12 protein-coding genes are annotated in these 12,903 nt (G+C 56.3%); 7 read left to right on the top strand and 5 right to left on the bottom strand.

The features are described 5' to 3' along the window. Positions 1-110 precede the first annotated feature (110 nt). A complete protein-coding gene (locus tag ACFPDR_RS03485) occupies positions 111-1,640 on the top strand; it encodes a CYTH and CHAD domain-containing protein (RefSeq protein ID WP_022983223.1) in 1,530 nt (509 codons plus the stop codon). 141 nt (positions 1,641-1,781) lie between these two features. On the opposite strand, the gene ftsY is transcribed toward ACFPDR_RS03485, so the two are convergent. Then, on the bottom strand, positions 1,782-2,864 hold the full coding sequence (gene ftsY, locus ACFPDR_RS03480) for a signal recognition particle-docking protein FtsY (RefSeq protein WP_371478820.1): 1,083 nt from the start codon (positions 2,862-2,864) through the stop codon (positions 1,782-1,784). Between the two features lie 463 nt (positions 2,865-3,327). On the opposite strand from ftsY, the gene rsmD reads away from it, so the two are divergent. From rsmD to ACFPDR_RS03465, 3 genes are all read left to right on the top strand, one after another. Then, positions 3,328-3,957, top strand: a complete 630-nt coding sequence (gene rsmD / locus ACFPDR_RS03475; RefSeq protein ID WP_226349433.1) for a 16S rRNA (guanine(966)-N(2))-methyltransferase RsmD — start codon at positions 3,328-3,330, stop codon at positions 3,955-3,957. A gap of 20 nt (positions 3,958-3,977) precedes the next feature. After that, complete coding sequence (gene coaD / locus ACFPDR_RS03470; protein WP_009454773.1) at positions 3,978-4,484, top strand: pantetheine-phosphate adenylyltransferase; 507 nt, start codon at positions 3,978-3,980, stop codon at positions 4,482-4,484. A gap of 85 nt (positions 4,485-4,569) precedes the next feature. Further along, complete coding sequence (locus ACFPDR_RS03465) at positions 4,570-4,827, top strand: YfhL family 4Fe-4S dicluster ferredoxin (protein WP_226349434.1); 258 nt, start codon at positions 4,570-4,572, stop codon at positions 4,825-4,827. 63 nt (positions 4,828-4,890) lie between these two features. Here the strand turns inward: ACFPDR_RS03465 and ACFPDR_RS03460 are convergent, their stop codons facing one another. Both ACFPDR_RS03460 and ACFPDR_RS03455 read right to left on the bottom strand, forming a co-directional pair. Then, positions 4,891-5,283, bottom strand: coding sequence for an MOSC N-terminal beta barrel domain-containing protein (locus ACFPDR_RS03460; RefSeq protein ID WP_115634358.1), 393 nt, complete (start codon positions 5,281-5,283; stop codon positions 4,891-4,893). Next, positions 5,280-7,988: an AsmA family protein gene (locus tag ACFPDR_RS03455; protein WP_115634359.1), complete on the bottom strand. Its 2,709-nt coding sequence runs from the start codon at positions 7,986-7,988 to the stop codon at positions 5,280-5,282. Before ACFPDR_RS03455 ends, ACFPDR_RS03460 begins: the two co-directional genes overlap by 4 nt. A 273-nt stretch (positions 7,989-8,261) precedes the next feature. Between ACFPDR_RS03455 and ACFPDR_RS03450 the strand changes: the two genes are divergently transcribed. Further along, on the top strand, positions 8,262-9,542 hold the full coding sequence (locus ACFPDR_RS03450; protein ID WP_035273377.1) for a bifunctional O-acetylhomoserine aminocarboxypropyltransferase/cysteine synthase: 1,281 nt from the start codon (positions 8,262-8,264) through the stop codon (positions 9,540-9,542). 148 nt (positions 9,543-9,690) lie between these two features. On the opposite strand, the gene ACFPDR_RS03445 is transcribed toward ACFPDR_RS03450, so the two are convergent. Continuing rightward, entirely contained in the window at positions 9,691-10,107 is a 417-nt protein-coding gene (locus ACFPDR_RS03445) for a YidB family protein (protein WP_022983226.1), read from the bottom strand. Positions 10,108-10,322: 215 nt separating this feature from the next. Here ACFPDR_RS03445 and ACFPDR_RS03440 point away from each other — a divergent pair, with 215 nt between their 5' ends. Next, the gene (locus tag ACFPDR_RS03440) at positions 10,323-11,243 is read left to right on the top strand and encodes a delta(1)-pyrroline-2-carboxylate reductase family protein (RefSeq protein WP_321388490.1); all 921 of its coding nucleotides are present in this window, start codon (positions 10,323-10,325) and stop codon (positions 11,241-11,243) included. Positions 11,244-11,355: 112 nt separating this feature from the next. Next, complete coding sequence (locus ACFPDR_RS03435; protein WP_035273382.1) at positions 11,356-12,096, top strand: flagellar brake protein; 741 nt, start codon at positions 11,356-11,358, stop codon at positions 12,094-12,096. Here ACFPDR_RS03435 and ACFPDR_RS03430 read toward each other — a convergent pair. Then, on the bottom strand, positions 12,093-12,707 hold the full coding sequence (locus tag ACFPDR_RS03430; protein WP_376910560.1) for a nucleotidyltransferase family protein: 615 nt from the start codon (positions 12,705-12,707) through the stop codon (positions 12,093-12,095). The two genes, ACFPDR_RS03435 and ACFPDR_RS03430, sit on opposite strands and share 4 nt — an antisense overlap. Positions 12,708-12,903: the final 196 nt, after the last annotated feature.

The following is a 12,903-nucleotide window of genomic DNA, read 5'->3' as shown; positions in this document are numbered from 1 at the left end:
TGACTACACACACTTATACGGGTGTCGACACTTCAAGTTTGGCTGGTTTACATGCAAAATAATCGTTTTATCCGCCCACCTGTTGTGGGTGATTTCTCGAGTGCGATGCTGTGCTAGAACAAGAACTGAAATTTTTTGTACCCGAGAGTGCCCGTCCCGGTTTATTGACCGCCTTTGACGCAGTACGCACGGGTAGCATTACCTTAAATGCCATTTACTTTGATACGCCCGAACGCGATTTGGCGCGCTCGAGTATCGCCTTGCGTCTGCGCAAGGAAGGCGAGCAATGGGTTCAGACCGTCAAACTGCCCGGTCCTGATACCCTGTCCCGCATTGAAATCAATCACCCCCGTCCCGGCCCGGAACTGGACCTGAGTCTGTATCAGGACACACCCGCCCACGCTGCGCTGGCTCGTTACGCGGATCAGATTCAAGCGCGTTATCAAACCCGCATCCAGCGCGAGCTGGCCCTGATCAAGCAAGGCCAGTCTGAACTGGAGCTGGCCTACGATGTGGGCCATATCGAATCCAATGGTTTGAAGCTGCTGGTCAACGAGCTGGAAATTGAGCTGATCAAGGGCGAGAGCCTGACCATGTTTGAGGTTGGCCAGCGCTGGCTGTACAAACATGGCCTGATTCTGGAGATGCGCAGCAAGTCCGAGCGTGGTGATGCCCTGGCCAGTCTGGCGGACCGCCGCCGGGCCAAATCGGAAAGTCTGGATCTGACGCCCGAACAGGTAGCTGCGGCCCTGACCCGCAAAGCCTACGACCTGCCCAAACCGCATTTTGTTGACACCGAAGATCTGGAACAGTTTTATAGCCTGAGTGCCACCATGAGCCTGGAACAGGTCATTCGCAATGCCGCCTTGCTGGCCGGCGTGGATGGCATACGTCCGGACTCTTCCCGTCAGGCCGACTATCTGGCCTTGATGCGCGTGGGTCTGCGCCGTCTGCGCTCCTGCCGCAAGCTGTTCAAAATGTGGCTATCGGCTAGCGAAGGGTATGCCAATACGCGCCTGACACATTATTTTGGTCTGTTTGGTCAGGCACGCGACCATGACCTGGTACACCTGGAAATCACCCCCTTGCTGCTGCAAGCGGGAATGCCCGGCCCCGCACCTGAGCCTACTCCCGCCCATCTGGAGCACGACCCGGTCCAATTGGCCAGTGCAGCCGAGTTTCAGTCCCTGCTGTTAAGTAATCTGCAAAGCCTGATTTGCGGCCCTACGCTGGAACTGAACGGTGTACCTCAGCCCGAACATTTGATCGAAGCCCGTATCAGCCGCTGGTTCCAGACAATTCAACTACGCAGCCAACGCTTTGCGCAGATCAGCCAGGACAAGCAGCATCGTTTGCGCAACCGTATCAAGAGCCTGCGCTACTGCCTGGAGTTTTTGCCCAGCGCAGCCGACAAGCAAGGGCTGCACAAAGTGCTGCGCGAATGTCAGGCCTTGATTGGTGCAGTCACCGACGTGGACGTGGCGCTGGATTGGTATGCCCAACATGCGGCCAACCCCGAACAAGCGCAGTTTGCGCGGGACTGGCTGACGCATGCCCGTCAAGGTCGTGCCGCCCATGCACAGCATGCGCTCAATGCCTTGGATCAGCATCAGCCGCAAACAGAGCTTCTGCGACGCTGAACGCCAAAAGCACTGAAAAGCCCACTGTGCACTGAGCCTTGGTTTGCTACTACGTAGTGCTCTTTTCCTGGTCGGCCCAGGGATAAAAAAGCGGCGATGTCTTTACAGGCATCGCCGCTTTTTTGACAGCCAAACTTGGATTTAAGCGTTCATGCCCAACAAGGCCGACGCAAACTCACGGGCCACAAAGGCCTGCAGATCCTGCATGCCCTCGCCCACGCCAATCCAGTAAACCGGAATAGGACGTACGCCTTGCGCACAGGCAGCAACGGCAGCCAGCGTACCGCCTTTGGCCGTGCCGTCCAGCTTGGTAACCACCAGGCCAGTCAGACCCAAGGCTGCATCAAAGGCACGGATCTGCGAAATGGCGTTCTGGCCGGTATTGCCGTCCACAACCAAGAGAATTTCATGAGGAGCCTGACCATCGGCCTTGCCGATGACGCGCTTGATCTTCTTGAGCTCTTCCATCAGGTGAAGCTGGGTTGGCAAGCGGCCGGCGGTATCCACCATGACCACGCCCATATCGCGGGCACGCCCTGCATGCACGGCATCAAACGCCACCGCGGCGGGGTCACCACCGTCCTGAGCAATAACACTGACGTTATTGCGGGTGCCCCACTCAATCAGCTGTTCACGAGCAGCAGCACGGAAGGTATCACCGGCGGCCAACAAGACTTTTGCGCCCTGCTCCTGGAAGGTGTGGGCCAACTTACCGATAGACGTGGTTTTACCTGCACCATTCACCCCGGCAATCATGACTACCAGTGGTTTGCTCGATTCCAGAGGAAAGGATTTCTCCAGGGGCTTCAAATGATCGGTCAGGATGTCGCACAGGGCTTGTTTGACTTGGGCTGCATCGCTGATTTTTTCCTTACGAACACGAGCACGCAAAGCGGTAATCAGTTTCTCGGTAGCCTCAACACCCGCGTCTGCCATCAGCAAGGCGTCTTCCAGTTCCTCGAACAGCGTTTCATCAACCTTGGCACCGACGAACAGGCTGCTCAAGCTCTGACCGGTACGCGACAAGCCCTGTTTCAAGCGTGCCATCCAGGAAGTTTTCACCACAGGTGCGGCGGCTTCTGGCTCTGGCGTCGGGGCAGGTGCTGGGTCAGGCTGTGGCGCAGGAACTGGAACAATCTCTGGCTCCGGTTCAGGAGTCGGCTGTATCTCGGGTTCCGGTTGCGGTACCGGCTCGGGAATCGGCTGCACCTCGGGTTCAGGCACTGGCTCGACCTCGGGCTCCGGAGCACGGCTTGGCTCCGGCACAGGCTGCACCTCCGGCTCGGGAATACGAACGGGTTCAGGTACGGGCTGCACTTGCGGCTCGTGGACACGGGCAGGCTCTGGGGTCGGGACACTGGCCGGGGCGGGTTGTGGCACCTCTGGCTGCGTGGGCGTAGACTCGGAAGCAGCGCGATGTTCAGCCTGGCTGGCTGCCTGGCTATCCAAAGCCACAGCAGGCGAGGCCACCGGCGTTTGAACCGGCGTGCTTTGCTCCTGCGATACAGCGGGGGATGCATCTGCCGCGTCAGCCTGGGGCTGAGACGGGGCAGGAGAAAGCGGCTCGGTCAGCTCCGTTTGAGTGACTTGTGGCTCTGGCTTGGCCTTCTTTCTTTTAAAAAAACTGAACATACGATTTACACTAGAAAATTCTGTTGAATGACCACATTATCCGATCAAAGCGCTAATGAGAAAACATGCTGTCCGTATTGTAGGTGGTGATTACCGCCGCACACCGATTTCAGTCGTCGATGCACCCGGTCTGCGGCCCACCCCGGATCGTGTGCGCGAAACGCTGTTTAACTGGCTTAACCACTTCTGGGGCGGTCAATTCAGCAACAAGAACGTGCTGGATCTGTTTGCCGGTAGCGGAGCCCTGGGCTTTGAAGCGGCCTCGCGCGGTGTCGCCTTTGTACAAATGGTGGAACGCCACGGACCCGCTGTCAGCAATTTGCGCAGCCTGCGTACCAAACTCAAGGCAGACCACGTCCGTATCCATGCGGGCGACGCCCTCCATATTCTGGAGCGCAGCCAGATGCGCTACGATCTGGTCTTCATAGACCCGCCCTTTGCGCAGGACTGGATGGAACGTATCTGGCCCTTGCTGCCCAATGTGCTGGCACCGGACGCACTGGTTTACATTGAGTCCGAAACCCCTATACAAGCCCCAGATCAATACGGGATACTACGACAGGATAAGGCAGGGCAGGTACATTATCATTTGTTGCGATTTGCTGCGATGCAAAAAACAGTCAATAATGCCGAATTTTCCGGGACGCCTGCACCGCTCCCCCCGGACTCCGACCTGCCAACTTGAACCACTTACGCGGATGCACCATGATCACAGCTGTTTACCCCGGCACCTTCGACCCCCTGACACGAGGCCATGAAGACTTGGTCCGGCGAGCCGCCAACCTTTTCGATCACGTTGTGGTCGGTGTGGCCTCCAGCCAGAACAAGCGCCCTTTCTTCACCGTTGAAGAGCGTGTTGAGATCGCCTCCGAAGTGCTCAGCCACTATCCAAACGTGGAAGTGAAAAGCTTTTCCGGCCTGCTCAAGGACTTTGTACGCGAACAAAATGGTCGCGTTATCGTACGTGGCCTGCGCGCCGTGTCCGATTTTGAGTACGAATTTCAAATGGCGGGCATGAACCGTCACCTGCTGCCCGAAGTCGAGACCATGTTCATGACTCCTTCGGATCAGTACCAGTTCATCTCCGGCACCATCGTGCGCGAAATTGCCATTCTGGGCGGTGATGTAGGCAAATTTGTGTTCCCGTCCGTGGAGCGTTGGCTACAAACCAAAGCCAAGGAACGCAATCAGCAAACGGTTTCAGCCACCTGAACTCGCCCTGCGCAGCGGTCCGTACTACACTGTAGGGTGACCGACTGGTCAAATCCAAGGACCACGCTTATCAGGACACTGCGCTATGGCACTGCACATTACTGAAGAATGCATTAACTGCGACGTTTGTGAGCCGCAGTGCCCTAACCTGGCTATTTACATGGGCGAGGAGATCTACGAGATCAATCCCAACCTGTGTACAGAATGCGTCGGCCACTTTGATGAGCCGCAGTGTGTGGTAGTGTGCCCGGTCGAATGTATCGAGGTTCACCCCCAGCACCAGGAAAGCCAGGAAACGCTGCTTGCCCGCTATCGCCGGCTACAGTCCGAACCTACGACATAAGCAGAATAAAAAAAGCCCTGCCATGAGCAGGGCTTGTTCTATATGGATCACCGCGCAGACAGCTTACTCAGCCTGGGGCAAACGCTTTAACAGACGCAGCGACTGGCCTGTATAGCGGCTGAACCACTGGGCAGGCAAATCCCCTTCGTCTACCAATTGCACGGATTGCCCATTTTCCTGCCACAGGGAAAAGGAATCCGGATCGTCTTCAATAACATCCACTTCAATATCCAGGCGCAACATACCGGGAGCGCGCAACACCAGCTGGCCAAAACGCAGTTCCATACTGAGCTCGGCCAAAGCAGGCAGCGCATCGGCGGCCAGAACCTGCCCCTGATCGTTCCCCAGCACCCATCGCCCCTTGCAAGCCAGTGCCTTGCCGTCACTAAGGGACGGGCCGCCTTGCAACAGGCAAACCGTCTGGTCAGGCGAACTTAACGCTGAACTTGTGCTCATGGCTTGAACCACTGCTTCATGGCTTCGCCCACGGTTTGTGGAACCTTGGCCCCCAACTCTTCCTTGATGATCTGCTTCACCTCGGACTTCACATCGGGGGTGGACTCTGCTTTAGCTTCTGACGCTTGCTGGCTCAACAAATCCAGCAAACCGTCTTGCAGTGCCTTCTTGATGGAGTTGCTGGCAATGTCTTTCCACTGAATCTGGTAGGACAGCCCTGTCCAGGGGCCGGAGATATGGATAGGAATCAGCACATTGCGCAGGTCCTGGAAGGACTTGCGCTCTTCCACGGCCAGATTGTTGTGGTTCAGGCGAGCCTGCAAAGTCACATCTGCTTGCTGATTTACCAGGTCCAGCGTGGCGCCTTTAGCCGCTGTCACCGTCAGAATCGGGGTGGTGGCCCGTAAATTACGGAAAGTCGCTTGCCCTTTCTTGATATCCAGACTGCCCTGCAAACGGTTCAACACCGTGCGGCGCAAAGGATCGGACTGGGGCAGCAGCAAAGGAATCTGACCGCCAAAGGCATTGCGCACGGCTTCGTTGATATCGCGCACGCTCTGGTCCAGATCAACGCTGCGCCAGCTACCGTCATGCAAATCGACCGTCAGGCCGCCTTCCAGAGCATTCAGACGCTCCTGGCTTGTGGCACCTTGAGCCTTCAGGTTCAGATCCACATTGCCCTTGCCGGCCAGGTAGTCATTGCCGAACGCATCCAGCAAGAGCGAACCGACCTGCATTTGCTGCAGCTTCAGGCCCAATTCGAAGCGCTTGCCGGGCTCAACCTTGGCCTTGGCCTGAAGCTGACCTTCATACGCCTGCGCATTGAACTGCGACAAATTGATCAACTGGCCCTGGTTCTTGACCTGAGCTTTCACCTGATCCATCACCACACCCAGGCTGCGCAGCTTTTCGATTTCAAAACGCAGATCAAAGCTGAGCGTATCCAGCCAAGCGTAAGAGGAAGCTTCTTCAACCACTTCTTCGGCTGCGGGAGCCGCCTCTGCCTGCTCTGCCTTGGGCTGCTCGACTTGTTCAGCTTCCTCTGCGCCCGGCTCCTGCTCGGCAGCGGCTTCCGGCACTTCAGCCTCTGGCTCCGGCTCCGGTGGGGTCACCACTTCGGGGGCTGTCACCCAGAAAATCGAACGCAGTTCGTCCAGGTCCAGCTTGTCCGCTTTGAGTACCGCGTTCAGCAACGGCCCTTTACCCTTATCTTGCAAGCTCACATCCAGACTGCCTTGAGCCTGCTCGGTGCTACTGCTTAGCTGCGCACTGTATTCTTGTTTGCCTTTGTTCAGGTCTGCCTGGCCCGTCAGCGGCATCTCGAAGCGGCTACCTGCGTCGGCCTCGTCTTCCACGCGGATATTGGCTTGAATCTCGGGCAGACGCAGCCACTCATTCGATGGTTGCCACTGCATGGGGGAACTGGCCTTCAATTGCGCCACACGGCTGCCTTGTTTGATGGCGCCGTCCAGCTTGGCCTGCTCAAATATCAATTCCTGGCTGTTACCGGACAAGCCTTGCAACGTCAAACCCAAACCCAGGACCTTGGGGCCGCTGACTTTCAGGCTGGCAACGACAGGCGAGCCTTCAGCCTGGGCAGGCGATACCTGGATACGAGGCACATCCAGGGCCAGATCCAGATTCTGATCTTCATTTTTGCCACGAACACGCAGAGCCAGCTTCTCGAAAGACACCAGGTCGCTGACGCTGTCGATTTCCATCTTGGGCGTATTTAGCGTGGCATTCAGATCGCTGACCGGGTAAGCGCCCAACCACTGACCTTGCAATTGGGTATCCAGATTGGTGGCGCTGAACTGGCGTTGGGCCGACTTGTAGGCCACATTGCCCTTAAGTGTCAGGCTTTGTGCCTGCAGCTGGTCCAGATCACCGATAAAACTCAAGTTCAGCTTTTGCGCACCGTAGGATTTGGAAGCAGGGTCCAGACTCAGTTGCCCTTGCCCTTCCAGCACACCATCCGCCACGGGATAGTCCCCCGACAAGCGGCTCTTGAAAGCTACATCAAAAGGCTGACCAAAGGTCATGCGGCCCGTGTTCACTTCCAGCTGCAACAAACGGCCAATTACATTGCTGCGTTTGCTGAAGTAATGAATCTCACCACCCTTCAGGCTCAGACCTGCAATATCAATCTGGAAATCCGTTTCGCTGCCCGAGCGCTTGGCAATCAATTCAGGAACAGGCAAGGATTCGGGTGCAGGCTCGGCTGTCTGAGGCGCCTCGGCAGCTTGTGCTGCGGGCAACAAGGATACGCCCGAGCGGGCAAGGGGAAGGTGAGGGCCAGCCGGCGGGGCTTGCAGCAAGTCGTCAAAATTCAGCTTGCCCTCTTCATCGCGCACAATCCAGGCTTTGAAGCCGGTAACAGCAACGTGGTCCACTACCAGGCGGTTATTGATCAAAGGCCACAAGGCCACCGCAAACCGGGCGCTTTCCAAAGAAGCGAAAGGATCTTCCGAATTACGGTCAGACAGGGACAGCCCCTGCACGGACAGGCCAATGCGGGGAAATAAAGAAAGTTCGATATCACCGTCAATCTTGAGCGTACGCTGATACTTTTGCTGGACGATGTCAGCCAGCTTCTGCTTGTACGAATTGGGATTGAATGTCAGCAGGAAAATCGCCCCGCCTACCACTGTGACAATAGCTAAAACGACGAGGCTGAATAAGCCCCGCTTAAACCATACTTTCATGTAAGCCTCTAGGACCTCGGGGCAGGATGCAACACGCCATCTGCCCGGATACGAAATGCTAACCCATGTCGGGCCATTGCGAAGTAACGAAAATAAGAAATATCCACCCGCACTTTAAAAAGCAGAGCCTGTTGTCAGTAATTCGCCATTATTACCAAAAGAAATAAAGGCATAGTATTAATGTCTGCGCCCTTAGATGCTTTTCTCTACATACAGGGGTTATGCTTGCTTTGTCTTATATAAGCCACTTGATCATCAATTCCAGAATTAACCATGAAACTAGAGACTCTTGCCATTCATGCTGGCTACCAGCCAGATCCGACCACAAAAGCCGTTGCTGTTCCGATTTACCAGACCACTTCCTACGCTTTCGACAACACGCAACACGGCGCGGATCTGTTTGACCTGAAGGTGCCCGGCAATATTTACACCCGCATCATGAACCCCACCAATGCCGTGCTTGAAGAGCGTGTTGCAGCATTGGAAGGCGGGATTGCGGGCTTGGCAGTAGCCTCTGGCATGGCAGCCATCACGTATGCTATCCAAACGATTGCAGAGGCCGGCGATAACATTGTGTCCGTCAGTAAACTGTACGGCGGCACCTACAACCTGTTCGCGCACTCCTTCCCGCGTCAGGGCATTACCGTCAAATTTGCCCAACCCAATGATATCGAAGCACTGGAAGCCCTGATCGACGACCGCACTCGTGCCGTGTTCTGCGAAACCATCGGCAACCCGGCTGGCAACATCATCGATATCCGTGCACTGGCCGATGCCGCTCACCGTCATGGCGTACCCCTGATTGTAGACAATACCGTGGCCTCGCCTGCCCTGTGCCGTCCTATCGAACACGGTGCCGACATTGTTGTGCACTCGCTGACCAAATACATGGGCGGTCACGGCACCACCATTGCGGGCATGGTCGTGGACTCCGGTAAGTTCCCCTGGGCCGAGCACAAAGATCGCTTTGCCATCCTGAACACCCCTGACCCGTCCTACCACGGCGTGGTCTATACCGAAGCCTTTGGCCCAGCCGCCTTCATCGGCCGCTGCCGCGTGGCTCCGCTGCGCAATACCGGCGCTGCCCTGGCCCCCTTGAGCGCTTTCCAGATCCTGCAAGGCATCGAAACCCTGCCTCTGCGCATGGAGCGTCATACAGAAAACGCCCTGAAAGTAGCCCAGTATCTGAACAAGCACCCACAAGTGTCCTGGGTGAAGTACGCCGGTTTGCCTGATCATCCGGATCATGAACTGGCCAAGCGCTATATGGGTGGCAAACCTGCGGCGATTTTGTCCTTTGGTATCAAAGGCGGCATTGAAGCCGGTACTCGCTTTATCGACGCGCTGAACCTGGTGCTGCGTCTGGTCAATATTGGTGATGCCAAATCCCTGGCTTGCCACCCTGCCAGCACAACTCACCGTCAGCTCAATGCCGAAGAACTGGCCGCCGTAGGCGTGAGCGAAGACATGGTGCGTCTGTCCGTTGGCCTGGAACATATCGACGACATTCTGGCCGATCTGGAACAAGCTCTGGAAGCAGCGGCACGCGGCTAAGACCCAAAAACCTGTACAGGCCGGAATTGCTGTACAGGTTTTTCTGCATCAAGCAAAAAAGCCTGGAATCGGTATTGCACCGACTCCAGGCTTTTTTCATTCTTGGCAATACGGCCGTCAGACAGACCGTGTCACGGACGCAAGAGAATCAGGACTTGCGAAACAACTGCGTCAAACCACCCAGCAGGCTGCTGGCGTCGGTAATGTGAGATGGGTCAAACTGACCATTGGGGCTGGCTTGATTGATCAGGGACGGCAGCATGATCTTCAGATTATCCAGCACGCTTTGCTGATTCAAACCCGACAGATCCACCAATTGCTTGATGGCCGGTTGCCCCATCACGCCCAGCAAATCCTGCTGGCCGATTTCCTGATTGCTGCCCTGCGAAATCCAGGACGACACCACATCACCAAAACCACCCGAGCGAAAACGCTCGATCAGGCCGCTCAAACCGCCTGGATAGCTGCTGATGACTTGAATCAAGGCGGGCAACAAAGCGCCCTGCTCTTTGGATTTGGAATCCGTAGCCGACAAGGCCGACACAACAGAATTAAGCAAACTCATTATTTTTCTCCCCAATGCACGGCCCCGCGCGTGGGCAGGTGCTGATATCAGGCCTCATTATGCCGCGACAGGCCGCCAGGCGGGGCGGATTAATTGTCAAGGTGGGTCAATAGATCACTGGCGGAAAGGCCCTATTGCCCTGGGCTGGGCCTACGCTACACTGATTTCTCAATAGTCCGGCATCCCCCACAGACCGACTCCATGGAGACCCTGGAATGACGCAAGCTTCCTATACCGTCCTGTCCTCTGAAGAGACTGCTCGTGCCCTGCCCTATCCTGAACTGGTCGCCCAGCTAGGCAAAGCCATGGCCCAGTATGCTGCTGGCACTATCGTCGCCCCAACCCGTCAGGTTCTGGACTATCCCAAAACGGGGCAAATGCTGTCCATGCCAGCGGTCTCACACGATATAGGTGTTCATAAACTGGCTAATGTGATGCTGGACAACCAGCAGCAGGAACTGGGCAGTATCCAGGGCCTGGTCAGCGTCTACGACGCCCAGAACGGCTTGCCGCTACTGATTCTGGATGCTCCCACCCTATCCGAACGCCGTACTGCAGCGGTATCCATGCTGGGTATTCAAGCCCTGTGGCCACAAGGGCCGGAGCACATCACTTTGCTGGGGTACGGACAACAGGCTGTCGCGCATTGCGATGCCATCATGACGCTGTACCCCAAAGCACGCGTCACCCTGACGGGCCGTAACCCTGACCGTGCACAGGCTGTGGCCACATCCTTGCAAGCCAGATTCGAGGACCGGGTCCAGGCCACCACGGCTGTTCCGGAAAAAACGGATGTCCTGATCGCCCTGACCTCCAGCCTGACACCCGTGTATCACGAACCCGCACGCCTTGATCGCTTGCTGATTGGCTTGGGAGCCTTTCAACCAGATATGGCCGAGTTCGAGGCCCACACATTGCTGGCCAGCCGTCTATATGCCGACGATGTCGCCGGCGCCCGCCAGGAAGCAGGCGACCTGATCCAGGCCGACGTGGACTGGGAGCAAGTCCACAGCATTCACCAGGCGCTGCGTACCCCAGCCCCCAAAGACAAGCCCTTGTTCTTCAAATCAGTAGGCTCGGCTGCGTGGGATTTGGCAGCAGCACGTTGTGCCCTGCATCATTTAAACCAAGCCTAAATACTTAGGCTGTTAACTAGCTGACTTCACACGCCAAAGCGCGCCCAGAGTGTTACTCTGGCGCGTACAATCCCTTACAGTCACTTACCGATCTCTTTTTGCCGCCCTACCCATGACTTCTACGCTCCCTCCCACCGAAGACGATCCGTATCAGATCCAGTCCAAGTTTGAAATTCTGCGTGTTTTACGGGCTATCGAAAAAGGGGGCCTGTTACTGCACATGGAAGCCAATCAGGGCAATGACCGGATTGTCACCACCATTCTGGATATTGATCTGGACAATAACGTGGTGGTGATTGATACCGCCAACAAAGAAGAAAAAACCCGCAATCTGCTGCAGTCCGAACACACCCATTTCGAGACCTCGCTGGACAAGATCAAGGTGACGTTTCAGGGCCCCACCCCAGAGGTCGTGTCCTACGAAGGTCAGCCAGCCTTGGCGATCCCGATCCCCGAATCCATTCGCCGCTTGCAGCGACGTGAGTTCTTCCGCGTCAACGTACCCGTCAGCGAACCGGCCATGGTGATCTTGCGCTTGAATAACGAGTCCAAAAGCTTTCTGCTGCACGACATCAGTGGTGGCGGCTTGTCTTTGGTGGACGAATCGCAAACCCTGGCAGAGGTGATCGGCACGCATAAAACCGAATCCCTGCTGGAACTGCCGCAAGCCGGTTCTTTTGTTGTAGCGCTACAAGTAGCGCGTACGGAAACACAGCAACTGCCTAATGGCAAACAGATTCAACGTTTGGGCTGTACCTTCATTGATCTTTCTGCCTCCACGCAGATGGCAATTCAACACTACATCGGCCGTCTGGAGCGCCAGCAGATCGCCAAACAGCGCGGTCACGGCTAATTGGATGCTTGGGACATCCCCAAATCACCGGGGGTGTCCACATCGCGCAAGATCCCCTCATCCACTAAAGGCACAAACAAGGTCTGATCCTTGTTGGCCTGCAACAAGCCACGCGCGCCCTGCTCGTCAGGAAGCTCCAAAAGCGGTTGATGCCACTCCAATCCAAAGCCAACCGGATTGCCAGGCTGGCCATTAAAAACAGGGCGTACAATTCCGGCCCCATCCTGCACAGCCTGGGCCACTGCCGCTACGGTGCTTGGCCGCAACCAAGGCATGTCCGCCAGCAAAACCACATAACCATAACGGGGACTGCACGCCTGTATCCCGGCCTTCAAACTGACGCCCATGCCGCGGATAGCATCAGGTGCCTGAACGAAACCGATCGGCAAGTCACCCAGCTCCCGACGCAAAATCTGCTCATGAACATCACAAACAAGCAGCACTTCATCGAGCACGGACAAAGCCGTCTCACAGACGCGGCGCACCATCGTTCTGCCATCTTCAGTCTTGGCCAATAGCTTCAACTGCTGGCCCGACGGATCGAACCGCCTACCCAGGCCCGCCGCCAGAATAATGCCCGCCACTCCAGATACATGCTGCTGCCCTGCCATCCTGGCTCCTTTTGAACGATGTGGTGCCTCGTCGAAAATGCTTATTACTTCGCTCACTAGACTAATAGAAAGAAGCGTGGAGGAACAAGCTGGGTGAAAGAACATTGATTAGTGGATAAAAGAAGTCTCTGTGAAAACGCCATTCAGTCGGCCTGTTGATGTGTCCGGGCTGAGCACTTGCCGGTGCTACGCACCG

This window comes from Alcaligenes sp. GCM10023179, from assembly GCF_042653705.1.
Classification (GTDB): Bacteria; Pseudomonadota; Gammaproteobacteria; order Burkholderiales; family Burkholderiaceae_B; genus Alcaligenes; species Alcaligenes phenolicus.
Note: the sequence above shows the minus strand (reverse complement) of the source record. Positions and strands in the feature narration are given on the sequence as shown.